The sequence below is a fragment of the Brevundimonas sp. EU05-FHT14B11 genome, from assembly GCF_058790835.1.
In genome coordinates, this window is the sequence record NZ_JBYTCY010000003.1 from 258,203 (window position 1) to 281,166 (window position 22,964).

General features: G+C 69.5%; 22 protein-coding genes. 7 read left to right on the forward strand and 15 right to left on the reverse strand.

The genetic code is table 11. From position 1 onward, the window contains the following. Nucleotides 1-102 precede the first annotated feature (102 nt). The 5 genes from AC3WRV_RS14440 to petA form a co-directional block, all read right to left on the reverse strand. Nucleotides 103-1,752: a M28 family metallopeptidase gene (locus tag AC3WRV_RS14440; protein WP_492313797.1), complete on the reverse strand. Its 1,650-nt coding sequence runs from the start codon at nucleotides 1,750-1,752 to the stop codon at nucleotides 103-105. Nucleotides 1,753-1,828: 76 nt separating this feature from the next. Then, the gene (locus AC3WRV_RS14445; RefSeq protein ID WP_492313798.1) at nucleotides 1,829-2,416 is read right to left on the reverse strand and encodes a DUF1579 domain-containing protein; all 588 of its coding nucleotides are present in this window, start codon (nucleotides 2,414-2,416) and stop codon (nucleotides 1,829-1,831) included. A 132-nt stretch (nucleotides 2,417-2,548) separates the two neighbouring features. Continuing rightward, the gene (locus tag AC3WRV_RS14450; protein WP_492313799.1) at nucleotides 2,549-3,427 is read right to left on the reverse strand and encodes a cytochrome c1; all 879 of its coding nucleotides are present in this window, start codon (nucleotides 3,425-3,427) and stop codon (nucleotides 2,549-2,551) included. A gap of 8 nt (nucleotides 3,428-3,435) precedes the next feature. After that, nucleotides 3,436-4,734, reverse strand: a complete 1,299-nt coding sequence (locus AC3WRV_RS14455) for a cytochrome b (RefSeq protein WP_492313800.1) — start codon at nucleotides 4,732-4,734, stop codon at nucleotides 3,436-3,438. Nucleotides 4,735-4,751: 17 nt separating this feature from the next. Further along, nucleotides 4,752-5,291, reverse strand: a complete 540-nt coding sequence (gene petA / locus AC3WRV_RS14460; RefSeq protein WP_291833914.1) for a ubiquinol-cytochrome c reductase iron-sulfur subunit — start codon at nucleotides 5,289-5,291, stop codon at nucleotides 4,752-4,754. A gap of 196 nt (nucleotides 5,292-5,487) precedes the next feature. Between petA and AC3WRV_RS14465 the strand changes: the two genes are divergently transcribed. Genes AC3WRV_RS14465 through AC3WRV_RS14475 form a run of 3 tightly spaced genes read left to right on the forward strand, consistent with a single transcriptional unit; the run spans nucleotide 5,488 to nucleotide 7,736 of the window. Beyond that, nucleotides 5,488-5,937, forward strand: coding sequence for a tRNA (cytidine(34)-2'-O)-methyltransferase (locus AC3WRV_RS14465; protein ID WP_291833911.1), 450 nt, complete (start codon nucleotides 5,488-5,490; stop codon nucleotides 5,935-5,937). Nucleotides 5,938-5,982: 45 nt separating this feature from the next. Then, nucleotides 5,983-6,783 (forward strand): aspartyl/asparaginyl beta-hydroxylase domain-containing protein, encoded by an 801-nt coding sequence (locus tag AC3WRV_RS14470; RefSeq protein WP_492313801.1) that lies wholly within the window; start codon nucleotides 5,983-5,985, stop codon nucleotides 6,781-6,783. Further along, entirely contained in the window at nucleotides 6,771-7,736 is a 966-nt protein-coding gene (locus AC3WRV_RS14475; RefSeq protein WP_492313802.1) for an aspartyl beta-hydroxylase, read from the forward strand. Before AC3WRV_RS14470 ends, AC3WRV_RS14475 begins: the two co-directional genes overlap by 13 nt. Here the strand turns inward: AC3WRV_RS14475 and AC3WRV_RS14480 are convergent, their stop codons facing one another. Further along, nucleotides 7,737-9,005, reverse strand: a complete 1,269-nt coding sequence (locus tag AC3WRV_RS14480; protein WP_492313803.1) for a dipeptidase — start codon at nucleotides 9,003-9,005, stop codon at nucleotides 7,737-7,739. Between the two features lie 213 nt (nucleotides 9,006-9,218). Between AC3WRV_RS14480 and hemF the strand changes: the two genes are divergently transcribed. Beyond that, nucleotides 9,219-10,094 (forward strand): oxygen-dependent coproporphyrinogen oxidase, encoded by an 876-nt coding sequence (gene hemF, locus AC3WRV_RS14485; protein WP_492313804.1) that lies wholly within the window; start codon nucleotides 9,219-9,221, stop codon nucleotides 10,092-10,094. Here hemF and AC3WRV_RS14490 read toward each other — a convergent pair. Continuing rightward, nucleotides 10,060-12,540 (reverse strand): hybrid sensor histidine kinase/response regulator, encoded by a 2,481-nt coding sequence (locus tag AC3WRV_RS14490; RefSeq protein WP_492313805.1) that lies wholly within the window; start codon nucleotides 12,538-12,540, stop codon nucleotides 10,060-10,062. The two genes, hemF and AC3WRV_RS14490, sit on opposite strands and share 35 nt — an antisense overlap. A 72-nt stretch (nucleotides 12,541-12,612) precedes the next feature. After that, nucleotides 12,613-13,302, reverse strand: a complete 690-nt coding sequence (locus tag AC3WRV_RS14495; protein ID WP_492313806.1) for a glutamine amidotransferase-related protein — start codon at nucleotides 13,300-13,302, stop codon at nucleotides 12,613-12,615. Nucleotides 13,303-13,436: 134 nt separating this feature from the next. Here AC3WRV_RS14495 and AC3WRV_RS14500 point away from each other — a divergent pair, with 134 nt between their 5' ends. Beyond that, on the forward strand, nucleotides 13,437-13,739 hold the full coding sequence (locus AC3WRV_RS14500; protein ID WP_291833890.1) for an antibiotic biosynthesis monooxygenase family protein: 303 nt from the start codon (nucleotides 13,437-13,439) through the stop codon (nucleotides 13,737-13,739). Between the two features lies 1 nt (nucleotide 13,740). Here the strand turns inward: AC3WRV_RS14500 and rlmJ are convergent, their stop codons facing one another. Next, entirely contained in the window at nucleotides 13,741-14,559 is an 819-nt protein-coding gene (gene rlmJ / locus AC3WRV_RS14505) for a 23S rRNA (adenine(2030)-N(6))-methyltransferase RlmJ (RefSeq protein ID WP_492313807.1), read from the reverse strand. Between the two features lie 74 nt (nucleotides 14,560-14,633). Here rlmJ and AC3WRV_RS14510 point away from each other — a divergent pair, with 74 nt between their 5' ends. Together AC3WRV_RS14510 and AC3WRV_RS14515 are read left to right on the forward strand one after the other, a co-directional pair. Further along, nucleotides 14,634-14,978 (forward strand): hypothetical protein, encoded by a 345-nt coding sequence (locus AC3WRV_RS14510; protein ID WP_492313808.1) that lies wholly within the window; start codon nucleotides 14,634-14,636, stop codon nucleotides 14,976-14,978. After that, nucleotides 14,975-15,964: a DNA topoisomerase IB gene (locus AC3WRV_RS14515; protein WP_492313809.1), complete on the forward strand. Its 990-nt coding sequence runs from the start codon at nucleotides 14,975-14,977 to the stop codon at nucleotides 15,962-15,964. Before AC3WRV_RS14510 ends, AC3WRV_RS14515 begins: the two co-directional genes overlap by 4 nt. Nucleotides 15,965-15,968: 4 nt before the next feature. On the opposite strand, the gene AC3WRV_RS14520 is transcribed toward AC3WRV_RS14515, so the two are convergent. From AC3WRV_RS14520 to ispH, 6 genes are all read right to left on the reverse strand, one after another. Beyond that, complete coding sequence (locus AC3WRV_RS14520; protein ID WP_492314086.1) at nucleotides 15,969-16,427, reverse strand: opioid growth factor receptor-related protein; 459 nt, start codon at nucleotides 16,425-16,427, stop codon at nucleotides 15,969-15,971. 9 nt (nucleotides 16,428-16,436) lie between these two features. After that, nucleotides 16,437-17,489, reverse strand: coding sequence for an L-threonine 3-dehydrogenase (gene tdh / locus AC3WRV_RS14525; protein ID WP_492313810.1), 1,053 nt, complete (start codon nucleotides 17,487-17,489; stop codon nucleotides 16,437-16,439). After that, the gene (locus AC3WRV_RS14530; RefSeq protein WP_291839231.1) at nucleotides 17,486-18,679 is read right to left on the reverse strand and encodes a glycine C-acetyltransferase; all 1,194 of its coding nucleotides are present in this window, start codon (nucleotides 18,677-18,679) and stop codon (nucleotides 17,486-17,488) included. Before AC3WRV_RS14530 ends, tdh begins: the two co-directional genes overlap by 4 nt. 40 nt (nucleotides 18,680-18,719) lie before the next feature. Then, entirely contained in the window at nucleotides 18,720-19,640 is a 921-nt protein-coding gene (locus tag AC3WRV_RS14535; RefSeq protein ID WP_492313811.1) for a DUF4232 domain-containing protein, read from the reverse strand. A 78-nt stretch (nucleotides 19,641-19,718) separates the two neighbouring features. Then, nucleotides 19,719-21,830 carry a phosphocholine-specific phospholipase C gene (locus AC3WRV_RS14540; RefSeq protein WP_492313812.1) on the reverse strand — a complete coding sequence of 704 codons (2,112 nt, stop codon included), beginning with the start codon at nucleotides 21,828-21,830 and terminating at the stop codon, nucleotides 19,719-19,721. A 63-nt stretch (nucleotides 21,831-21,893) separates the two neighbouring features. Continuing rightward, nucleotides 21,894-22,865, reverse strand: a complete 972-nt coding sequence (ispH, locus tag AC3WRV_RS14545; RefSeq protein ID WP_291839220.1) for a 4-hydroxy-3-methylbut-2-enyl diphosphate reductase — start codon at nucleotides 22,863-22,865, stop codon at nucleotides 21,894-21,896. Nucleotides 22,866-22,964 lie beyond the last annotated feature (99 nt).

Consider the following 22,964-nt stretch of genomic DNA (forward strand, 5'->3'; position numbering starts at 1 on the left):
AGCGAGACGGGTGGGGAACCGAGCGCTCGGATATGGACCCCACCCTGTCGTCGCTGACGCGCCGACATCCCTCCCCACAAGGGGGAGGGAAACGCGGGGTCTCTACCGCCGCTGGGCCGCCGTCGCGGCGCGGGCCGGTCCGAACTCGGAGCCGTCCTTCCACTGCGGCCAGACGCGGCTGTTCGCCAGGTCGCGGCCGACCGAATAGAGGACCTGCAGATCCTCGACCTGGCCGCGCAGATCCCAGTCGGGCGACCATTCGTCGGCGGCCTGGTGATAACGGCTGCGGCCGTACTCGGACCGGGACGCCTGGCGCTCGGCGATCGGCTCATCGCGGAAGTCGCCGGTCGAGCCGCCGTAGGTCATCGGCACGCCGCGCTTGGCCAACGGGAAGTGGTCGGAGCGGAAGTAGCCGCCCGAGGCCGGGTTGGCGTCCGGCTGGATGGTGCGCCCCTGGGTCTCGACCACGGCGGCGATGCGCTCGTCCAGGTCCGACTGGCCGTAGCCGGTGATGCCGTAGCGGTTCACCCGGCCGTAGACGTTCATCGAATCGACGTTGAAGCCGCCGACCGTGGTCGCCAGCGGGTAGACCGGGTTGGACGCATAGTATTCCGAGCCCAGCAGGCCGCTTTCCTCGGCGGTGAAGCTGATCATGACGATCGAGCGCTGGGGCCGCGGACCGGCGCCGAAGGCGCGGGCCAGCTCCAGCAGGCCGGCGGTGCCGGTGGCGTTGTCGACCGCGCCGTTGAAGATCGTATCGCCTTCGGCGTCCGGCGCGCCGACGCCGATGTGGTCCCAGTGGGCGGTGAACAGGACGGTCTCGTCCGGATGGGTCGTGCCCGGCAGGCGGGCGATGACGTTGTGGGTCGTGACCTGGTTCGAGGCGACGTCGAACATGCCGCTGAAGGCGGCCCCGGTCAGTTCGACCGGGCGGAAGTCACGGCTGCGGGCGGCGACCTTCAGGGCCTCGAAATCCTGGCCGGCGGCGCGGAACAGTTCGACCGCGACGTCGCGCTGCAGCCAGGCCTCCATGGGCACGCGCTCGGCGGCGGCGTTGGCGCGGACGATGTCGAACTGCGGCCCCGACCAGCTGTTGGTCACGGTGGCCCAGCCATAGGAGGCGGGCGCGCTTTCGTGGACGATGATGACGCCGGCGGCGCCCTTGCGGGCCGCCTCTTCGTATTTGTAGGTCCAGCGGCCGTAGTAGGTCATGGCCCGGCCGCCGAAGGTGTTGAGCTCCGGCTGTTCGAAGTCGGCGTCGTTGACCAGGACGACGATGACCTTGCCGCGGACGTCCACGTCCTTGAAGTCGTTCCACTGCCGCTCGGGCGCGTCGATGCCGTAGCCGACGAAGACCAGCGGCTTGTCCATCAGCATGGTGTGCTGGCTGGGAAGGCGGGTGGAGATGACGATCTGCTGGCCCTGGGTCAGCGGGATGGCGGTGTCGCCGACTTTGAAGCCGGCGCGGATGTTGGAGGCGGTGAAGCGGTTCAGCGTCACGTCCTGGGTCCACTGGCCGTTCGGCCCGCCCGGCTGGAAGCCGGCGGCGGCGTACTGGGCGCTCAGGTAGTCGATGACCTTCTGCTCGGCGGGCGTGGCGATGCCCCGGCCCTCGAAGCTGTCGTCGGACAGCACGCGGACATGCTCGGACAGCCGGCCGGTGTCGAAGGTCGGGGTCTGGGCGCCGGCGGCGCCCGCGACGGACAGGAGCGCGCCGGCGACCAGCGCGGCGACAGAGACGGACAAACGCATGCTCGGGACACCCTCAGCCTTTTGAACAGGGGGCGGACCGTAGGGCGCCGTTCGGGGGCTGTCGATCAGGCGCCGCCTACTGCGGCGACACGGCCCCGCCCGCGGGCCAGGTCGTGTCGCCGACGCGGGTCAGGCGCATCTCGATGAAGCGGCGGGGCGGCTGACCTTCGGCGACATAGTCCCCGACCTCATGCCAGACGCCGTCGCGGACGGTGGCGACGTACTGGATCTTCGCGTTCGGCCCGGCGGGCGTTTCCCAGCGGAATCCGTCCTCGGTGCGCTCGAACGGATAGTCGCCGCTGTAGCCGTTGGCGTAGCTGCGGAAGCCGTAGCGTCCGGCCCGCTCGTCCCATGAGAGGATCGCGAGGGCGTTGAAGCCGGTCGCGCCGTCGGCGGCGTAACCCCGCCCTTCGATCACCTTGACCGAACCGCCCAGCAGGGAGCCGACGCGTTCGGTCTGGGTCAGGACCAGGCGGCCGCCGGGCATGTTGATCACCGCCTCGCCGCGCCATTCGCCGTCCAGGAAGTCGAGCGCGCCGACGGCGGTCCGCTGGGCCTGGCTGCCCGTCGGGCTGGGCGCGACCTGGGCGGCGGCGGGAATCGCCGTGGAGAGGGCGAACACGGCCAGGGCGGCGGCGGACGCGGAGCGAAGACGGCGGATCATGGAGACCTCCCTTGATTTCACTTTGTGTTCTAAAGTTCTTTTTCAGTCTTGGCAACGCACTGGAGACGGAAATGAAAAACCCGCCGGAGCGCGGGCTCCGGCGGGTCGATCATGTCAGCCTGTGGGGGCGCCTTAGTGGGCGACGCCTTTCCAGATGCGGCGGTAGGACAGGTAGGTCACGCCCGCGAACAGCAGCAGGAAGATCAGCGTGCCGACGCCGGCCCGCTTGCGCGCCACCTGCTTGGGATCCGAGGCCCATGCGATGTAGGCGGCGACGTCCTTGGCGTAGTTGTCGACCGTCTGGGCCGTGCCGTCGTCATAGGTCACCTGGCCGGCGCGCAGCGGCGCGGGCATGGCGATGAAGCCGCCGGCCGGCACGTGCTTCGCGTCGCCCGTCCAGAACGGGGTCAGGTCGCCTGCCATGTAGGCGTTGTAGTTCTGGCCCGGACGGATCGTGAGACCCTCCGGCACGGCGTGGTAGCCGGTCAGCAGCGAGTAGATGTAGTTCGCGCCGCCGTGACGGGCCTTGGCCATCACCGACAGGTCGGGCGGAGCCGCGCCGCCGTTGGCCGCCGCGGCGGCCGTGGCGTTCGGATACGGGTGCGGGAAGCGGTCGGCGGCGGTGCCGTCACGCATCACCGGCTCGCCGGTTTCCGTGTCGATGTCCGCGATCTGAACTTCCTTGGCCAGCGCCTTGACGAAGCGGTTCTCGGCCGGGCTGGCCTGGTGCGCGTCGTAGAAGGGGCCGCCCGGTTCCGCGAGCGTGCGGAAATGCATCAGGTCCATGCTGTGGCAGGACGCGCAGACCTCGCGGTAGACCTTGTAGCCGCGTTGCAGCTGGCCCTGATCGAAGGTCCCGAAGGGACCGTCGAACGAGAAGCCGCCGTCACGCAGGTGGTGGCCGCCGCCTTCCGCCAGCGCGGGGCCGGCGGCGAGGGTCAGGCCGGCCGCCGCGGCGATCAGGACCAGGGTCTTCTTCATGGAGCGCATCGGAGTCTTGAGGGTCATCATGGTCGCGATCAGCCCTTGTGCTCGTCACTGCCCGACAGGACGGGTTCCGAAATGGTCGCCGGGATCGGGAGCGGCTTCTCCTTCAGACCCACCAAGGGGAGGATCACGAAGAAGAAGGCGAAGTAATAGAGCGTCGCCAGGCGGGTCAGCCACAGGTAGCTGTTCAGCTTGCCGTCGATCAGGGTGAAGCTGGGCATGCCGGGGACGACCGCGGCGTCCGGCAGCTGACCGCCGCACCAGCCCAGGATCACGCCGACGACGACGAAGATCACGAAGAAGATCTTCATGGTCGGGCGGTAGCGCATCGAGCGCACCTTCGAGGTGTCCAGCCACGGCAGGATGAACAGCACGCCGATGGCGCCGAACATCGCCAGCACGCCGCCGAACTTGTCCGGGACCGCGCGCAGGATCGCGTAGAAGGGCAGCATGTACCACTCGGGTACGATGTGCGCCGGGGTCTGCAGCGGGTTGGCCGGGATGTAGTTGTCGGCGTGGCCCAGGGCGTTCGGCATGAAGAAGACGAACACCGCGAACAGGATCAGGAACAGGATGATGGCGAAGCCGTCCTTGACCGTGAAATAGGGGTGGAAGGGAACGGTGTCCTTCTTCTCGCGGTCCTTCGGGATCAGGATGCCGACCGGGTTGTTCTGGCCGGCCGTGTGCAGGGCCCACAGGTGCAGCACCACGCAGCCGGCGATGACGAACGGCAGCAGGTAGTGCAGCGAGAAGAAGCGGTTCAGGGTGGCGTTGTCGATCGCCGGGCCGCCGCGCAGCCAGATCAGGATCGGCTCGCCGACGACCGGGATGGCCCCGATCAGGTTGGTGATGACCTCGGCGCCCCAGTAGGACATCTGGCCCCACGGCAGGACGTAGCCGAGGAAGGCGGTGGCGATCATCAGGAAGAAGATCACGCAGCCGACGATCCAGATCATCTCCCGCGGCGCCTTGTAGGACCCGTAGTAGAGGCCCCGCAGCATGTGCAGGTAGACCGCGATGAAGAACATCGAGGCGCCGTTGGCGTGGGTGTAGCGGATCAGGTCGCCGCCGTTGACGTCACGCATGATGCGCTCGACCGAAGCGAAGGCCAGTTCGGTGTTCGGCACATAGTGCATGGCCAGGATGATGCCGGTCGCGATCTGCGTGACCAGGCAGAGGGCCAGAATGCCGCCGAAGGTCCACCAGTAGTTGAGGTTCTTCGGAGTCGGCAGCGACATGTAGTCCGCGCCGAAGCGGACGATCGGAAGACGGGTGTCGAGCCACTTCTCGACGCCGGTCTTGGGGACGTAGGTGGATTCGTGATCGCTCATCGTTCTCTTATCCGTCCTCAGCCGATCTTGATGCGGGTGTCGGACACGAAGTCATACTCCGGCACCACGAGGTTGGCCGGAGCCGGTCCCTTACGGATGCGGCCCGAGGCGTCGTAGTGCGAACCGTGGCAGGGGCAGAACCAGCCGCCGAAGTCACCGGTGCCGAAGGTCGGGACGCAGCCCAAGTGGGTGCAGTTGCCCAGCACGACGAGATACTTCTCGTGGCCCGGCTTGGTGCGTTCCGCGTCGGTCTGCGGCTGCTTCAGGTCGCTGGCATGATCGTCGGCGATCACGCGCTGCAGTTCGGCCGGGCTGCGATAGCGCACGAACACCGGCTTGCCCTGCCACTTGATCACGACCTGCTGGCCTTCCTGGACCTTAGTCATGTCGAATTCGATCGACGCCAGGGCCAGGGTATCGGCCGCGGGGTTCATCGAATTGATCAACGGCCAGACGACCATGGCGGTCGCGCCGACCGCAGCCGCGCCGGCGGCGATATGGATGAAGTCCCGGCGGGTGGCGTCGCCGCCTTCGCCTTCAACGACCGATTCGGCCACGTCTCACTCCTCGTACGCCGCATTCCACGCCCGGGAAGGAGCATGGCGGTCACGGCATGAATGCATTAGCGGAAACCCGGAAATCTCGCCCGGCCCGAGTTTGCGGCGGAAAGCCGCAAGTTGCTGACGCTTCTTGCGAAACGGTCGCAAAACAGGCCGCGACAAGCCCCCGGGCCGCGCGTATGAGGGCCTTAGAATGCGTCTCGCCCTTTTTCAACCGGCCATTCCGCAGAACGTGGGCGCGTGCATCAGGCTGAGCGCCTGTTTCGGCGTCGAACTGCACGTGATCGAACCCACCGGCTTCCGTCTGGATGACCGGGCGATGAAGCGTGCTGCGCTGGATTACGGCCCCCTCGGCCATATGACCCGGCACGCCGGCTGGGACGAATTCCAGCGCGATCGGGGCGCCGGGCGGCTGGTGCTGTTTACGACGAAGGGCGCGACGCCCCTGCCCGGCTTCGCGTTCAGGCCGGACGATGTGTTGCTGTTCGGCAGCGAACCGACGGGCGCGCCTGATTTCGTGCACGCGGCGGCCGACGAACGGGTGGTGATCCCGCTTCGGCCCGAGGCCCGGTCGCTGAATCTGTCGGTGTCGGCGGGAATCGCCCTGTTCGAAGCGCTGCGGCAGACGGACGGCCTGCCCTGAAGCGTCTGGACGCGCGAGCCGGAACAGCCAATACAATCTGCGGGCATGATCGACCGCTTCCGGCTGCCCCTCACCTTCGACGCCGCGGCCCTGACGGCCGATCTCGACGCCCTGTCGGCCGAGGGCTGGATTCCGCATTTCAATCGGGGCTTCTACGACGGCGACTGGAGCGGACTGGTGCTGCGCGGTCCGGCGCAGGGCGCCGACAGCCTGGTGGCGACGGCCGAGGCCTTCGCCGACACGCCCCTGCTGGATCTCTGTCCCGGTGTCCGCGCGGTGCTGGCGACGCTGGACTGTCCGCTGCGGTCGGTGCGGCTGCTGCGGCTGGGGCCTGGCGGGGTCATCCGGGAGCATCGCGACTACGACCTGGGCTACGACCGGGGCGAGGCCCGGCTGCACGTGCCCGTGGTCACGAACCCCGACGTCAGCTTCCACCTGCGGAACCGGCGGGTGGTCATGGCGCCGGGCGAGACCTGGTATCTGGACCTCGGCCAGCCGCACCGGGTGTTCAACGGCGGCGCGACCGACCGCATCCATCTGGTCATCGACGTGGGCGTCAACGACTGGCTGCGCGACCGGATCCCCTTCGAGGCCGACGATCCCTTCCGGTCCGTGGAGCCGGAGGTCGGGGCCGACGAGGCCAGGGCCAATCTGGAGCGGTTCCGGGCGCTGGTCGCGGCCGAGCCCGCCCTGCACGGCGACCTGCGCGACACCACCGACCGCGAGTTGTTCGTCGAGGAGACCGTGCGGCTGGGCCTGGAGCATGGCCTGCCCTTCACCGCCCAGACCGTGCGCGAGGCCATGGCGACCGAACGCCGCCGCTGGAACGACCAATGGATGAAGTAGGCGCGCTGGACGGCTGGTTGCCCGGCCGCATCTTCTGGGACGACGCCGATGTCGAGGCGTCGGTCGTGGAATGGATCTGGTGCGACGCCCCGCGCTTCACCGAGGCCTTCCTGGACGACACCTTCACCGGGCTGATGCGCCATCCGGCCAACACGCTGTTCCGGCGGCGAACGACGCTGACGGAACTGGAGACCTGGGTCGGGCGCAGTCCGGGCGTCCCGCCGACCGGCTTCATCTTCCATGTCTCGCGCTGCGGTTCGACCCTGCTGGCGCATCTGCTGGGTCGGCTGGACGGGGCGCTGGTGCTGTCGGAGCCGGGGCCGGTGGACAGCCTCATCCGGGCGGGCGAGCGGCTGGGCCGCGAGCGGCAGGTCGCCCTGCTGCGCGCCATGGTCGGAGCGCTGGGTCAAGCGCGGGCGCCCGGGCAGAGCCGGCTGTTCGTCAAGTTCGACGCCTGGAACACCCTGCAGCACGACCTGATCCGCGAGGCCTTCCCCGAGACGCCCTGGGTCTTCCTGTACCGCGATCCGGTGGAAGTGCTGGTCAGCGCCCTGGGCCAGCGCGGGGTGCACACCGTGCCGGGCCTGTTGCCGGCGTCCCTGTTCGGGATCGACGCCGAGCCGGATGCGGACGCCTACGCCGCCCGGGTGCTGGGTGCGATCTATGCGGCGGGGCTGGAGGCGCACGGTCGGGCGCCCGGGCTGCTGATCGACTACAGCCAACTGCCCGGCGCGACCTGGGGTGAGGTCGCCGCCCATTTCGGGATCACGCCGACGCCCGACGAGATCTCGCGCCTGACCGCCGCCTCGGGCCGCAATCCCAAACAAGGCGACCAGCCGTTCACCGGCGACGCAGAAGCCAAGCGCCAGTCCGCGCCGGAGGGCCTGCGCGCGCTGGCGGAGCGGTGGATGCAGCCGGCCTACGAGCGGCTGGAGGACGCGCGCTCGAACTAGCTATTCCGGCGCCCCGCCCGCCAGCGGCGCGGCCAGGCTGGGGCGTTCGGCGCGCTTGGCGGCGGCCACGGCCTCGACGGCGCGCATGGTGCGCAGGACGTTCTCGCCCGCCAGCTTGCGGATGTCGGCCTCGGTCCAGCCGTTAGCCATCAGGGCGGCGAGGATGCGCGGATAGGCGTCCACCCCGGTGATGCCGTCCGGCAGGCTGTCCACGCCGTCGAAGTCGCCGCCCAGGCCGACATGGTCGATACCCGCGACGTCGCGGACATGCTGGATGTGGGCGACCACGTCGGCGATCGTGGCGCGGGGCCGGGGGTGGGCCTCGGCCCAGGCGAGCAGGCGCGGGTCAGGGGTCTCCGCCCCCGGATCGACGCCCAGACGGTCGGCCTCGAGCGCGAACTCCTGGTTCCACGTCATCTGGGCGGCGCTGACGAAGCCGGGCACGAAGGTGACCATCACCACGCCGCCGTCCTCGGGCATCAGGCGCAGGACATTGTCGGGCACGTTGCGGGTCCGGTTGGTCACGGCGCGGGCGGAGGAGTGGGAGAAGATCACCGGCGCCTCCGAGACCCGCATGGCGTCCAGCATGGTGTCCTCGGAGACGTGGCTGAGGTCGACCATCATGCCGATGCGGTTCATCTCCTTGACCACCTGCTCGCCGAACGGCGACAGGCCGCCCCATTTCGGCGCGTCCGTGGCGCTGTCGGCCCAGGTCGTGGTCTTGGAGTGCGTCAGGGTCATGTAGCGGACCCCGGCCTCCTGGAACTCGCGCAGCAGGCCCAGCGAATCATCAATCGAATAACCGCCCTCGATGCCGATCAGGCTGGCGATGCGGCCCTCGCCGTGGATCCGGACGACGTCGTCCGCCGTGGTCGCCAACTCGAACACATCCGGATGGGCGGCGACGATGCGGCGGACCGTGTCGATCTGCTCCCAGGTCTCGCGCGCGGCCACGGTCGGGCTGAGGTCAGCCGGGACGTAGACGGACCAGAACTGGCCGCCCACGCCGCCGGCGCGCAGGCGGGGAATGTCAGTGTGCAGCTTGGTCGTGGCGCGCAGGTCGTGGGTCAGGTCGACGGCGTAGGGGTCGTTGCCGTGGCTCTCGCGCAGGGCCCAGGGCAGGTCGTTGTGGCCGTCGATCAGCGGCGTGCCGTCCAGGATGCGCCGGGCGCGCGCCTCGCCAGGATCGGTCTGCGCCGCCGACTGGGCCAGCGCCGGGAGGGCGACGGCGGACAGGGCGACGGCGGCCAGAAGCACGGTGCGGATCATGGACGGTTCCCCAAAAACGAAGCGGCGACAGTGGCAGAGTTGCGGGGGCGGTCAACGGGCCGCACTTTCGTCGAAGGCGACGGGGGCCTAGAGCGAAATCGGTCGAGTTGGACGAAGTCCGGCTCGGCTCAGATTTCGCTCCAGTTTGATGCTGGACCATTTTTTGGATTCAGGTCGAAGCGACCTGAAGCAAAAATGGTCTAGGAAGCCGCCATGACCGACGCCGCAGATCCCCTCGCCCAGAAGAAGACCGAAGCCCGGGCCTGGTTCGAAACCCTGCGCGACCGCATCCACGCCGGGTTCGAGGCCCTGGAAGACCAGGCGCCCGCCGACCTGTTCCCCGGCGAGCCCGGCCGCTTCGTGCGCACCCCGTGGGAGCGCAAGGAGGGCGGCGGGGGCGTCATGGGCATGATGCACGGCCGCCTGTTCGAGAAGGTCGGCGTCCATGTCTCGACCGTGCACGGAACCTTCCCGGCGGACTATGCGAAGACGGTGCCGGGCGCGGCGGAGGACCCGCGCTTTTTCGCCACCGGCGTGAGCCTGATCTGCCATCCGGTGAGCCCGCGGGTTCCGGCGGTGCACATGAACACCCGCTTCATCGCCACGACCAAGAGCTGGTTCGGCGGCGGGGCGGACCTGACGCCCGTGCTGGACGTGGACCGGCGCGAGGATGCGCCCGACACCCTCGCCTTCCACGCCGCCATGAAGGCCGCCTGCGACGCCCACGATCCCAGCTGGCATCCCAAGTTCAAGGCGTGGTGCGACGAGTATTTCTTCCTGCCCCACCGCAACGAGCCGCGCGGCACCGGCGGGATCTTCTACGACCATCACGACAGCGGCGGCTGGGATCGCGACTTCGCCTTCACCCGCGACGTGGGCGAGGCCTTCCTGGACATCTATTCGCGGATCGTGGCGGGCCGGATGGGCGAGGCCTGGACGGCGGAGGAGCGCGAGGAACAGCTGGTCCGGCGCGGGCGCTACGTCGAGTTCAACCTGCTGTACGACCGGGGCACCACCTTCGGCCTGAAGACCGGCGGCAACGTCGATTCGATCCTCAGCTCGATGCCGCCCGTGGTGAAGTGGCCCTGATCTGACCGCTCGGCCCCTCGGGGTCCAGGGCGCTGCGGATCGCCTCGAACAGACTGGCCAGGGTGACCGGCTTGGTCAGGTGGCCGTCGGCGCCGGCGGCGCGGCCCGCCGCGACATGCTCGGCCATGGCGTTGGCGGTCAGCATCACCACGGGCGTGCGCGGCAGCCCCTGGTCGGCCTCCAGCGCGCGGATGGCGCGGGTGGCGCTCAGACCGTCCATCACCGGCATCTGCATGTCCATCAGCACCAGGTCGAAGCCGCCTTCCGCGAAGGCGTCCAGCGCCTGACGGCCGTCCTCGACGGCGACCATCTCCATGGCCGTGGCGGCCAGCATGATCTCGACCACCTTGCGGTTGGCGGGGTGGTCGTCGGCCAGCAGGATGCGCAGGGGCGTGGCGGCCACGTCGATCGTGTCGGCGGGCGCGACCGCCTCGGCGGCGACCGGCTCGGCCGGCGGCAGGGCGATCTCGAACCAGAAGGCCGCGCCCTCGCCCGGCGTGCTGTCGCAATCCAGCGCGCCGCCCATCAGATCGACCAGGGCGGTGGAGATGGCCAGGCCGAGGCCCGTGCCGCCGTAGCGCCGGGTGATCGAGCCGTCGGCCTGCTGGAAGCGGGTGAAGATGCGGCCCTTCTGCTCGGCGTCGAAGCCGACGCCGGTGTCGCTGACACGGAAGACGGCGCGGCCGTCCTCGACCGCCTGCACGGCGATCCGGACCTCGCCCTCGGCGGTGAATTTCAGGGCGTTGGAGACGAGGTTGTTGAGGACCTGGCGCAGGCGGACCGCGTCGCCCTCGACGAAGCCGGACAGGGCCGGGTCGAAGTCGACGTTCAGGGCGACGCCCTTGTCCTCGGCCTTGACCCGCCACAGGGCCGCCACGTCGCCGACGGTCTGCTCCAGATCGAAGGCGACCGGTTCGAGGGTGACCTGCCCGGACTCGATCTTGGCGCTGTCGAGGATGTCGGACAGAAGGCGCTCCAGGGTCGCCCCGGACGAGCGGATCAGCTCGACCATCTCGCGCTCCTGAGCATCGAGATCGCGGCGCGCCAGCGAGTCGGCCATGGAGACCACGCCGTTCAGAGGCGTGCGGATCTCGTGGCTCATATTGGCCAGGAACTCGCTCTTGGCGCGGTTGGCCTCCTCGGCGCGGCGGCGGGCGTCGCGCAGGAACCGGCCCAGCCGCCACTGCCACGCCAGCGCCGCGGCGGCGCACAGCAGGAACAGGACGACGATGACGGTGACGGTCAGCTGCAGCCGGGTGTTGGCGCGGGCCATCTCCAGCTGGCGGCGGCGCTCGGCCAGTTGCTGCTGCATGTTGCCGGTGACCTGGTGGATGCCGGCGCTGAAGCTTCGGGCCGCCGAAGTCTCCTGGGCCGCCATATGGGCGCGCAGGATGCGGAAGGCCTCTTCGGGTCGGCCCTCGGCGAACAGCACCTCGGCCTCGACCTGATCCACGTTCGACTGTTCACCGACGCCGGCCTCGAGCCGCCGCAGCGTCTCCAGGTCCCGGCGGGCGGCGGCGGCCTGGCCGGTGCGGGCGCGGGCGACGGCGCGCAGCGGCAGGGCGTCCCGGGCCAGGAAGGCGGCCTCGCCGAGGTCCTCGCCGTAAGGCTCCAGACAGGCCAGCACCGCGCGCGGCGCCTGGCGGGCGTCGGCGACGGTCGCGCACAGACTGGCGTCATAGATCTTCAGCGTCGGCAGGTCGGAACGCAGGGCCAGCCGGTTGTGGGCCGCGTAGAAGCGGGCGGCGCGGTCCATCTCGCCCACCTTCACCGCCATCATGGCCAGGTTGTAGAGGCTGTCGAAATCCGGACGCGGATAGGCCGGGGTGGAATAGTCGATCTCGAACTTGCGGAAGGCGTCGGCGGCGCCCTTGACGTCGTTGAGCGCCTTCAGACCCATGCCCGCCACCTCCCAAATGCCCGCGCGGGCGGTGGCGGCGAAGGGGTCGTTGGCGGGAATGTCGGCCTCCGCCTGGCTCAACAGCTGCAGGCCCTCCCCGACGCGGGCGTTGTCGATCATCCACAGGGCGGTCAGGCGGGCGGCGTGGGCGCGCACGAACCAGTCGCGGCCGGAGGCGGCCATGCGGTTCATCTCCGCGGCCACGGCGCCCTCGCCCTGGTCGTAGCGGATGGTCAGGGCGTTCAGGTGGGCGATGTCGATGTACCGAGCGTCGCGGCGACGGCGGGCGGCGGCCTCCAGCCGGGCGTTCCACACCGCCGCGCGCTCGAACTCGCCCTGGTTCAGGATGGTCCAGGTGACGTGGTAGAGCCGGTTCAGCCCCTCACGGTCGGTGCGCCGCATGGCGTCATGGCCGAAGGCCTCCAGCGCCGCGAAGGTGGTCGAGGAGGCCCGAGCCTCCACGAACGCCGCCAGCTGCATCCCGTCGTCCGTCCCCCTGGCGTCCGGCTGTGCGAACGCGGGAGCGGCGCCGAGGACGGCGAACACTGCTGCAATCGTAAGCGCGAACCGGGAAAGGCACATGTCCCTCCGTATTCGCACGCATTCCTTGAGTAAGATTTACAGCGCGAGAAAGCCGCGAATCCAGTCCGCGACCAGGGCCCGGTCGTTCGGCTGGGCCAGGGTCTCCAGCGCCCGGTCGACCAGCACCGGATCGATCCGCCCGCGCCGCCCGGCGGTCAGGTCCGAGGCGTAGGCGGGGGTGAACTCGGGGTGGCCTTGGAAGCTGATGGCGTCCTCGCCCCACGCCAGGCCGGCGTAGGGGGTGAAGGCGCTGCTCAGGGTGACAAGGGCGTCGCCGGGAATGGCGACCACCTGGTCCTGATGCGAGACGGGGATGGCGACCGTGGCGGCGGCGGGGGTCATCCACGGCGCCGGCGCGGCCACTTCGTAGCGATGCAGGCCGACGCCCCAGCCCCGGTCCGACTTCTCGACCCGGCCGCCCAGGGCCTGGGCCATGGCCTGGTGGCCGAAGCAGACGCCCACCAATCTCGTCTCGCCCCGGGCCAGACGGATCCAGTCCAGCAGGGCGCCGATCCAGGCGTCGTCCTCATAGACCCCGGCCGCCGAGCCCGTGATGACGGCGCCGTCGAAGCCGACGGGATCGGGCCATTCGCCCTGCCGCACGTCGAACACCGTGGTCTCGAACCCGTCGCCCAGCAGGGTCCCGAACATGGCCGGATAGTCGCCATGGGTTTCGGCCAGGGCCGGCGGCGGCGCACCGGTCTTCAGGATGGCGATACGGGTCATTCGGCTCTCCACGGGCCACCCGATATGGCCTCGCTGGCCGGACAGACAAGACGCTGCTCCCGTCGTTGGCGAGAGAGGATTCTTTAGGTTCGGACCGTACAAACCTGAAGCAAAACTGGTCTAGAGGACGCGCCATGTCCGATGCTGATCCCATAGTGCTCATCAACGTCTATCGCTGCGATCCTGAAAAGCAGGCGCTGCTGATGGAACATCTGGCGGTGATGGTCGCCGCCCAGCGCGGAGCCGAGGGCTTCATCTCGGCGACCCTGCACCGGGGCCTGAACGGCAAGGTAGCGGCGGTCTATGCGGTCTGGCGCACACGCGAGGACTGGAAAGCCATGGCCCGGACCGCCGGCGTGGCCAAGGCGATGGAGCCGATCATGGCCATCGCGACCTTCGAGCCGCACCTGTACGAGCCCGGCGAAGTGATCGACTAAATTACGCCGTCCAGACCTCGGCCTTGGCCCCGGCCTCGCCCAGCGTACCGGCCACCCAGTCGCAGATCTGGCGCGCGGCGTCTTCCGCCCCGGCGGGAGCATTCAGCACGACCATAGCGCAGCCGTTCATCTTCATCGGATTGGTCAGCGGCCGCAGGCGCGCCTCGGCGACCAGCACCCGCTTGGCGCCCGCCTCGTCCAGCCGGCGCAGGAAGCCGTCGAAGGTCTCCAGATCCTTCAGCGGAGTCCAGACCGCGACCATGGCGCGGGGATCGGCGCGGACGATGGCGGCGGCGGTGTCAGCGGCGCGCTGATAGTCGTCGGGCCGTTCGAACGGCGGGTCGATCAGGACCAGGGCGCCGGACGCATGCGCCGCCTCGGCCCGCGCCTGATCATAGCCGTCGCCGCCCCGGGCGGTCGCCTGGGGGAAGGGCTCCAGCGCCGAGGTCAGCAGCTCCAGCACCGGCGGGTTCAGCTCGAAGCCCAGATAGCGGTCGTCGCGGCCGAGCCGGTGAGCGATCAGCAGGGGCGAGCCCGGATAGAGGCGCGCGCCGCCGTGCGGATTCAGTTCGCCGACCGCCCTGGCCAGGGCCTCGATCAGGGGCGGACGATGATCGGCGGCCATCAGACGCGCGATGCCGGCCTCGGCTTCCTTCGACCGGACGCCGTCGCCGCTGAGGTCGTAGACCCCGGCCCCGGCATGGGTGTCGATCACCGTCACGGGGCCGGTGGCGCGACGGCGGTCGAGCAGCCAGAGCACGAGAGCGTGCTTGACCAGATCGGCGAAATTTCCGGCATGGAAGCTGTGGCGATAGTTCATGCCCCCTGCCCTCCGCCTCCGCGCCCGCGCGGTCAAGAGGAACCGCCTTCGTTCGCTCGTCGTTGGAGTTCGCCATGATCGAACACCCCGTCCTGTCCGACGAAAACCGCCCCCCTCCGAAGGCCGTCGCGGACGCTGCGGAGCGAGGACTGGAGCTGCGCCGCGAGCACAAGCGCGGCGGCGCCGAGGTCGGCGCGCGCCGGGCCGAGCAGCTGATGAGCCAGGAGATCCTGAGCGATCGGGACATCAGGTCGACGTACAGCTATTTCGCCCGCCACGTCGTCGACAAGCACGGGCGGGACTGGAACAACAAGGACAAGCCCTCGGCCGGCTATATCGCCTGGCAGGTGTGGGGCGGAGACGCCCCGCGGGATTGGGTCCACGGACTGCGCGAAACCTTGCGCGAGGTCGGGGTGTGACCCACGTCGATGTGCCCGAGGGCCTGACCTGGTGCAGCGACGAGGCGACCGGCTTCTCTCGCCGGAAGTCGGGAACAGGGTTCCGGTATCTGGATCGCGACGGCAAGCGCATCACCGACATCAAGGCGCTGGACCGTATCCGGATGCTGGCCATCCCGCCGGCGTGGACCGACGTCTGGATTTGCCCGCGCGCCAACGGCCACATCCAGGCCATCGGCTGGGACGTCAAGGGCCGCAAGCAGTACCGCTATCACCCCGACTGGAGCCGCCACGCCTCGGAGAGCAAGTTCGACCGCCTGCCCGCCTTCGCCAAAGCGCTGCCGAAACTGCGGGCGCGGGTCGAGGCTGATCTGACGAAGCGCGGCATGACCCGGGACAAGGTGCTGGCCACCGCCGTACGGCTGCTGGAGATCACCCTGATCCGGGTGGGCAACGCGGAATATGCGAAGCAGAACCGGTCCTACGGTCTGACCACCCTGCACAAGCGGCATCTGGAATTGGAGGGCGCCGCCCTGACCTTCGCCTTCAAGGGCAAGAGCGGGGTGGAGCATGAGGTGAAGGTGCGCGACCGGCGGCTGGCGACCGTGGTCCGGTCGTTGCGTGACCTGCCGGGCCAGCAACTGTTCAAATACCGCAACGCCGATGGCGACCTGTGCCCTATCACGTCGGACGATGTAAACGCCTATATCCGCGACGCCATGGGCGAGGCCTTTTCAGCCAAGGACTTCCGCACCTGGGCGGGGACCGTGTCGGCGGCGCGGGCGCTGAGGGAGGCGGAGACCCCGACCTCGCCCACCGACGCCAAGCGCAAGATCACCGTCTGCGTGAGGGCCGTTTCCGGCCTGCTGGGCAATACGCCGACGGTCTGCCGGTCGTCCTATGTCCATCCGAAGGTATTCGAGATGTTCGAGGCCGGAGGCCTGGCCGCCCTGCCCGGCCCGGACGCCAAGGGATTCGAAGCCGCCCTGATCCGGGCCCTGCGATGAGCGCTCAGGCCGTCATCCAGTAGCCGCGGCTGCGAAGACTGACCGGCGCGCCGGTCGTCGTCACCTTCGCCAGGATGGCCGCGCGGAAGGCCTCCGCCTCCTCGTCGCCGCGCAGGCGGCGCAGGGCGCGGATGATGCGGGTGATGCGCAGGTGGTTGTGGTCCGCCGCTTTCAGCCAATGGTCGTTGTTGCGGTAGAAGGCGGCGATCCGGTCCGTGGCCGCCGCCAGGGTGCACTGGGCCATGACCGAGTCGCAGATGGCCGTTGCCTCGTCCTCGGTGAGCACGGGCGATTCCGGCACGGCGGACGAGGGCTCGGTCAGCGGGAACAGCCACTGGATGAAATCGTGGGTGTTCTCCAGCGCCGCATCGTCGAACGCCAGGACGTCGAAGATCGTGCGCCCGCGCGCATCGGTCCCTTCGCCCTCAAGGAAGGCGAGGACGGAGGGCGTCGATGCGGTCAGCGTCGCCTCCTAGGCCGCCTTGTCCCAGTTGAGCACCACCTTGCCGGACTGGCCGGACCGCATGGCCTCGAAGCCCTCGCGGTAGTTCTCGTACGACATCTGGTGGGTGATCAGGGGCTGGAGGTCGAGCCCGGCCTTGAGCAGGCCCAGCATCTTGCGCCAGGTGGTGAACATCTCGCGGCCGTAGACCCCCTTGATGGTCAGGGCCTTGAGGATGATCTGGCCCCAGTCGGTCTCCATCGGCTTGGACGGAATGCCCAGCAGAGCCATGCCGCCGCCCATGATCAGGGTGTCGACGCATTGCTTGAAGGCGATGGGCGAGCCAGACATCTCAAGCGCCACGTCGAAGCCGACCTTGAGGCCAAGCTCATGCATGACGTCCTTCAGGTCTTCCTTGGTGGTGTTCACCGTGCGGACCCCGGGGGCGACCTTCTGGGCCAGGTCCAGGCGGAAGTCGTTGATGTCGGTCAGGACCACGGTGCGCGCGCCGGCGTGGCGCGCGACAGCGGCGGCCATCATGCCGATGGGCCCTGCGCCGGTTACCAGCACGTCCTCGCCCAGCAGGTCGAACTGCTGGGCCGTGTGCACGGCGTTGCCGAACGGATCGAGGATCGAACCGATCTCATAGGGAACGTCGTCCGGCAGCTCGATCACATTGAAGGCCGGGGCCACGACGTATTCGGCGAAGGCGCCCTGACGGTTGACGCCGATGCCGCGGGTGTCGGGGTCCAGGTGGAAGTGGCCCGCGCGGGCCGCTTCGGAGTTCAGGTCGATGACGTGCCCCTCGGCCGAGACCCGCTGGCCGACCTTCAGGCGGCGATCCACATCCTTGCCGATGGCGACGATCTCGCCGGCGAACTCGTGGCCGGTGATCATCGGGACCGGCACGTTCTTCTGGGACCACTCGTCCCAGTTCCAGATGTGGATGTCGGTGCCGCAGACGGCGGTGCGCTTGACCTTGATCAGCACATCCTCGTCGCCGGCGACCGGGATCGGGGCGTCGATCAGCTCAAGGCCGACTTCGGGACGGGTCTTGGCCAGGGCCTTCATGGTGTCGGTCATGCGATAACTCCCAATTCCTTGCCGGCCGTCGTGAACGCCGCGACCACTTGATCAATCTGTTCGAAGGTGTGCGCCGCCGACATCTGGGTGCGGATGCGAGCCTGGCCGCGCGGCACCACCGGGAAGCTGAAACCGATGACGTAGACGCCCAGCTCCAGCAGGCGGGCGGCCATGTCCTGGGCCAGCTTAGCGTCGCCCAGCATGACCGGGATGATCGGATGCTCGCCCGGCTGCAGGGTGAAGCCCGCTTCGGTCATCGCCTTGCGATAGCGGGCGGCGTTGGCGAACAGCTGTTCGCGCAGCGTGTCGCCTTCTTCGCCGGCGGCGATGCGGATGGCTTCCAGCGACGAGCCGCAGACGGCGGGGCTGAGCGCATTGGAGAACAGGTAGGGCCGGGCGCGCTGTTTCAGCAGGGCCACGACGTTGGACTTCGCACAGATGAAGCCGCCCATGGCGCCGCCCAGCGCCTTGCCGAAGGTGCCGGTCACGAAGTCGACCTCGACCCCGTTCCAGGCATAGGAGCCGCGCCCCTGCGGGCCGAGGAAGCCGGTGGCGTGGCAGTCGTCGACCATGATCAGGGCGTTGTATTGGTCGGCCAGCGCGCGGATGTCCTTCAGCTTGGCGATATAGCCGTCCATCGAGAAGGCGCCGTCGGTGGCGATGATGATCTCTTTGGCGCCGTCGGCCCGGGCCTGCTTCAGCTGGGCCTCCAGATCGGCCATGTCCGAAGTGGCGAAGCGGTAGCGCTTGGCCTTGCACAGGCGCACGCCGTCGATGATCGAGGCGTGGTTCAGGCTGTCGGAGATGATGGCGTCGTCGGCGCCGAACAGGGGCTCGAAGATGCCCCCGTTGGCGTCGAAGGCGGCGGCGAACAGGATGGTGTCTTCAAAGCCGAGGTAGTCGGCGATGGCCCGCTCCAGCTCCTTGTGGATCTCCAGCGTGCCGCAGATGAAGCGGACCGAGGCGGTGCCCGCCCCCCACTTTTCCTGCGCCCTGATGCCCGCCTGGGTCACCCGCTCGTCGCCGGCGAGGCCGAGGTAGTTGTTGGCGCAGAAGTTCAGGACATCGCGCCCGCCCACCTTGATGACGGGTCCCTGACGGGAGGCGATCACGCGTTCGGGCTTGGTCAGCCCCTGGGCGTCGATGTCGGCGAGTTCCGCGGAGACGCGGTCGTAGAAGGTCGCTGTCATGCGCGCTCCGCTACGCCGAATCCGTGACGGTTTGAACCCCCTAAACCGTGGGCTCGGGCGCGGGCGTTCCCGTGGGCGTCAGCGGACGGATCGGGCTGACCCGCACGCGGTTGCTGCAGGGACTGAACGCCATGTCCATCGAAACCGCCGCGGTGTCGCCCGGCGCAGTCACCCGGAGGCGCGTCACATTGGGGCAGGAGGTCTGGCCCTCGGCCTCGTTCGGCATGACGTTCCAGGCGATCTCGAAGGCGGCCTTGGCCTGCGGGGCCAGCAGCACAGGCGACGGCGCCTGGCCCTGTGTGAAGTAGCTGCCGGGGCTTTGCTCGCTGCGGATGGCGGTCAGGTTGCGGCCCTGGCGATCCTGAAGGACCACGCCGGGATAGCCGGTCAGGCTGCAGGCCGTGGTTCCGATGTTCTGGACGCCGATGTTGGAAACCCGGTTGCCCGCTCCGGCGTCGCCGCCCTCGTTGGACAGCTTCAGCTGGGGACCGCGGCAGGGCGCGGCGGCGGGCAGGACGCCGCCGGGCGCCGGCTGGGGCGTCGGAACCGGACCGGGCGCGACGACCGGGCCGGGGGACGGACGGCTGCAACGCTCCAGCACCGCCGTGCCGACTTCCTCATTTGGCCCCAGACGGCTGAGAGTGGCGCTCTCGGCGCCGTCGCGGGTGGCGGTCCACCATTCGACGCCCGAGCCGACGTAGCGCGCGCCCGAGGCCGACTGGGAGATGCGCAGGGCGTAGGCCTGGCCCTTGTAGGCCAGCTGGGCGGTCGAATCGTCCGGGTAGGCGACGGTGATCGACTGGCCGCTTTCGCAGGCGTAGCTGACTGGCGGCGCGGCCGGGGTGGTCGGCGCGGGCGACGGCGGGATGGGGGCCGGCGGCTGCTCGGCTTCGGGTGAACAGGCCGCGACGGCGAGGGCCAGAATGGAGACGGCGGTGGTGCAGGCGGCTGTCAGGCGCATGGAGAAGTCCCTTTTCCCGGTCGCAGTTAACGCCACCGAACGGCAAAGGCTCCGCTTGCGCAAGCCTGCGCGGACCGGTCAGGCCTGACCCATGATCGCCGGGCCGCCCATCAGAGGATCACTGACCGAATCCGCGCCCGTCTCGAGCCGGCCGGCCAGCCTGCGGAAGTAACCGCCGCCGCCGGAGCGGCCCAGGGAGAGGTCGTACCAGCCCTTGGTCGGAGCGACGAACCGGGGCCGGCTGACCGTCGAGCCCGCCGCGATCTCGCCGAGCCAGGGCGGCGCATCGGGACGATAGGCGTCCATGATCTCAACCGCCTGCGCGACATCGCCGGGATTGGAGATGGTCAGGACCAGCTCCCGGCGATCCGGATGTTGGGCCAGGGACAGGCGAAGCTCGCCGCCGGCGGCGTCGCCGATCAGATGGCGGTGGAAGCCGTTGGGTCCGAGGATCCACAGATCATAGGCGCCCGGCTCCCAGACGCCGCGCAGGGCGCCGCCGGGGCCAACGGTGTAGCGGCGGGGCGTGCGGTCGAGGCGCAGGCGGTCGTAGACATGGAAGACCGCGCCGACGCCGCCGTGATTGCGGAAGGTCAGGGCGATGGCCCCGCTCTCGCGGTCCTCGTCGACGCCGAGGACGTACGGGAGGGCGCGGGAGGGGCGGAAGCCGGCGGCCTGGACAGGGATTTCCGGCCGGGCGGGTGTCGTCGGCGTGGTCTGCCCGGGCAGGGCGGCCGCGCGGGCCGCCGTTTCGCCGGTCGGCGGCAGGGCCGTGGGGAAGACGGCGTTGGGCGTGTGGAAATCGAAGGCGCCGGTCAGGTCGCCGCAGACCGCGCGCCGCCAGGCGGAGATGTTGGGCTCCATCACGCCGAAACGGCTCTCGAGGAAGCGGATCACCGAGGTGTGGTCGAAGACCTGGGAATTGACCCAGCCGCCCCGGCTCCAGGGCGAGATGACGTACATCGGCACGCGGGGGCCCAGGCCGTAGGGCCGGCCGACGAACTCCGGGCGTTCGGCGCGGGCTTCGCTCGGCGTGGTCGCCAGATGATATTCGCCGGCCGTATTGACCGTGGAGCCGCCCATGGCGGGCGAGGCCGCGCCGCCGTCCAGCGCCGGGGGCGCCGGCGGGGGAACGTGGTCGAAGAAGCCGTCGTTCTCGTCGAAGGTGACGAACAGGGCGGTGCGGGCCCAAACCGTCGGATCGGCGGTCAGGGCCTCAATGACCCGGGCGGTGTAGTCGGCGCCCTGGGCCGGGCTGGATGGTCCCGGGTGCTCGGAACCCGCGGCCGGGGCGACGATCCAGGAGACCTGCGGCAGGGCGCCGGCGAGGACGTCTTCGCGCAGGCCGTCCAGATGTCGGGTGCTGAGGGCCAGCGCGGCGAGGCGGGGGTCGGCGCCGGGCGCGCCCGCGTGGCTGTCGCGGAAGGACTGGAACCCGGCGGTGGGGTTGTCGGTGAAGTTGTCCGCCATGTCCTGATAGATGCGCCAGCTCACCCCCGCGGCCAGCAGCCGCTCGGGATAGGTGGTCCAGCGGTAGCCGTCGGGGTGACCGCCGTCCGTCGCCAGGGCGTCATGCGAATTGGAGATGGAGGGCCCGCCCCGCGTCCCGGCCGGATCGTTGGTCCCGCTCCACAGGAACAGCCGGTTGGAGTTGGTGCCGGTCTGGATCGAGCAGTGGTAGGCGTCGCAAACCGTGAAGGCCTCGGCCAGGGCGTATTGGTAGGGAATGTCCTCCTGGCGGAAATAGCCCATGGAATGTTCGGTCTTGGCGGTCGGCCAGGCGGCCATGCGGCCCTCATCCCAGGCGGCCTGGGCGTCGGGCCAGCTGTGGGGCGTGCCCTCGACCCGCATGAGCCGGAAGTCCTCGGCCGTGTTCAGCGGGAAGGGAGAGACCAGGGACGGCCGGCCGGGCTTGCCCGGATTGGCCTGGACCCAGCAGGTCCCGCCCTTGCGGTCGGCGGTGTCCGGCAGCGGGATGGGGAAGCGGTCGCCGAAGCCGCGAACGCCGCGCAGGGCGCCGAAATAGTGATCGAACGACCGGTTCTCCTGCATCAGGATGACCACATGGGCGACGTCGGTGATGTCGCCTGCGCGGACGTCGGCGTCGATGCCCATGGCCCTGGCGATGGCCGGAAGCATCAGGGCTCCGCCGCCGGCGGCGAGCAGAAGGCGGCGGCGGTCAGCGTCCATGGTCGGCTCCCGGTTGATGCCGCACCGAAGCACAGCCGTGCGAACCCAGGATGACGGCCTGCGTCAGGCGGTCAGGACACGCGGCAGCTTGAAGGTGACGGTCTCGCGCTCGCCGTCGTCCTCGACCACATCGGCGTCGAAGCGGTCGCGGACGGCCTGGACCAGATCCTCGATCAGCCGTTCGGGCGCCGAGGCCCCGGCGGTGATGCCCAGGGTCGACACCCCGTCCAGCCAGGTCCAGTCGACGTGGCTGGCGTCATCCACCAGCCGGGCGTCGCGGGCGCCGGCCTTGATCGCCACCTCGACCAGCCGGACCGAGTTGGACGAATTCTTGGACCCCACCACCAGCACCAGGTCGCAGCCGTCGCCCAGCCGCTTCACGGCCTCCTGACGGTTGGTGGTGGCGTAGCAGATGTCTTCCTTGTGCGGATCCGGCAGCTCCGGGAAGCGCCGCTTCAGCGCCGCCAGGATCTCGGCGGTGTCATCCACCGACAGGGTGGTCTGGGTCGCATAGGCCAGGGGGGCGTCGCCCGGACGCTGGAAGGTCTCGGCGTCCTCGACCGTCTCGACCAGGCTGATAGCCCCGGCCGGAAGCTGGCCCATGGTGCCGACGACCTCAGGGTGTCCGGCGTGGCCGATCAGGATGATGTGCTTGCCGTTCGCATGATGGCGCTCGGCCTCGACATGGACCTTGGAGACCAGCGGGCAGGTGGCGTCCAGGAACAGCATCTCGCGCGAGCGGGCGGTGGCGGGCACCGACTTGGGCACGCCGTGGGCGGAGAAGACCACCGGACGGTCGTCGGGGCAGTCGTCCAGTTCCTTGACGAAGACGGCGCCCATGGCGCGCAGCCGCTCGACGACGTGGCGGTTGTGCACGATCTCATGCCGCACATAGACCGGGGCGCCGTACTTCTCGATGGCGCGTTCGACGATCTGGATGGCCCGGTCCACGCCCGCGCAGAACCCCCGCGGGGTGGCGAGGCGCACGGTCAGGGGACGCTTGTCCGCCGGTCGGATCGGCTGATGAACGGTCATGGGCCGGAACCTAGTCGTTCGGACCGTTCGCCGCCACCGTCGTTTCCGCGTCCGGCGGGTTTGCCGCGCCTCGGTTTAGCCGCTATCAGCGGCAAGCGT

What these genes read in the sequence shown, in the direction of transcription:
- AC3WRV_RS14470 (WP_492313801.1), top strand. Translation starts at nt 5,983, where the DNA reads ATGATCGACCGCTTCCGGCTGCCCCTCACCTTCGACGCCGCGGCCCTG.
- AC3WRV_RS14480 (WP_492313803.1), bottom strand. Translation starts at nt 9,005, where the DNA reads ATGATCCGCACCGTGCTTCTGGCCGCCGTCGCCCTGTCCGCCGTCGCC.
- AC3WRV_RS14440 (WP_492313797.1), bottom strand. Translation starts at nt 1,752, where the DNA reads ATGCGTTTGTCCGTCTCTGTCGCCGCGCTGGTCGCCGGCGCGCTCCTG.
- AC3WRV_RS14530 (WP_291839231.1), bottom strand. Translation starts at nt 18,679, where the DNA reads ATGACAGCGACCTTCTACGACCGCGTCTCCGCGGAACTCGCCGACATC.
- rlmJ (WP_492313807.1), bottom strand. Translation starts at nt 14,559, where the DNA reads ATGAACTATCGCCACAGCTTCCATGCCGGAAATTTCGCCGATCTGGTC.
- AC3WRV_RS14465 (WP_291833911.1), top strand. Translation starts at nt 5,488, where the DNA reads ATGCGTCTCGCCCTTTTTCAACCGGCCATTCCGCAGAACGTGGGCGCG.
- AC3WRV_RS14535 (WP_492313811.1), bottom strand. Translation starts at nt 19,640, where the DNA reads ATGCGCCTGACAGCCGCCTGCACCACCGCCGTCTCCATTCTGGCCCTC.
- AC3WRV_RS14450 (WP_492313799.1), bottom strand. Translation starts at nt 3,427, where the DNA reads ATGATGACCCTCAAGACTCCGATGCGCTCCATGAAGAAGACCCTGGTC.
- ispH (WP_291839220.1), bottom strand. Translation starts at nt 22,865, where the DNA reads ATGACCGTTCATCAGCCGATCCGACCGGCGGACAAGCGTCCCCTGACC.
- AC3WRV_RS14500 (WP_291833890.1), top strand. Translation starts at nt 13,437, where the DNA reads ATGTCCGATGCTGATCCCATAGTGCTCATCAACGTCTATCGCTGCGAT.
- AC3WRV_RS14455 (WP_492313800.1), bottom strand. Translation starts at nt 4,734, where the DNA reads ATGAGCGATCACGAATCCACCTACGTCCCCAAGACCGGCGTCGAGAAG.
- AC3WRV_RS14445 (WP_492313798.1), bottom strand. Translation starts at nt 2,416, where the DNA reads ATGATCCGCCGTCTTCGCTCCGCGTCCGCCGCCGCCCTGGCCGTGTTC.
- AC3WRV_RS14495 (WP_492313806.1), bottom strand. Translation starts at nt 13,302, where the DNA reads ATGACCCGTATCGCCATCCTGAAGACCGGTGCGCCGCCGCCGGCCCTG.
- AC3WRV_RS14475 (WP_492313802.1), top strand. Translation starts at nt 6,771, where the DNA reads ATGGATGAAGTAGGCGCGCTGGACGGCTGGTTGCCCGGCCGCATCTTC.
- AC3WRV_RS14540 (WP_492313812.1), bottom strand. Translation starts at nt 21,830, where the DNA reads ATGGACGCTGACCGCCGCCGCCTTCTGCTCGCCGCCGGCGGCGGAGCC.
- tdh (WP_492313810.1), bottom strand. Translation starts at nt 17,489, where the DNA reads ATGACCGACACCATGAAGGCCCTGGCCAAGACCCGTCCCGAAGTCGGC.
- hemF (WP_492313804.1), top strand. Translation starts at nt 9,219, where the DNA reads ATGACCGACGCCGCAGATCCCCTCGCCCAGAAGAAGACCGAAGCCCGG.
- AC3WRV_RS14510 (WP_492313808.1), top strand. Translation starts at nt 14,634, where the DNA reads ATGATCGAACACCCCGTCCTGTCCGACGAAAACCGCCCCCCTCCGAAG.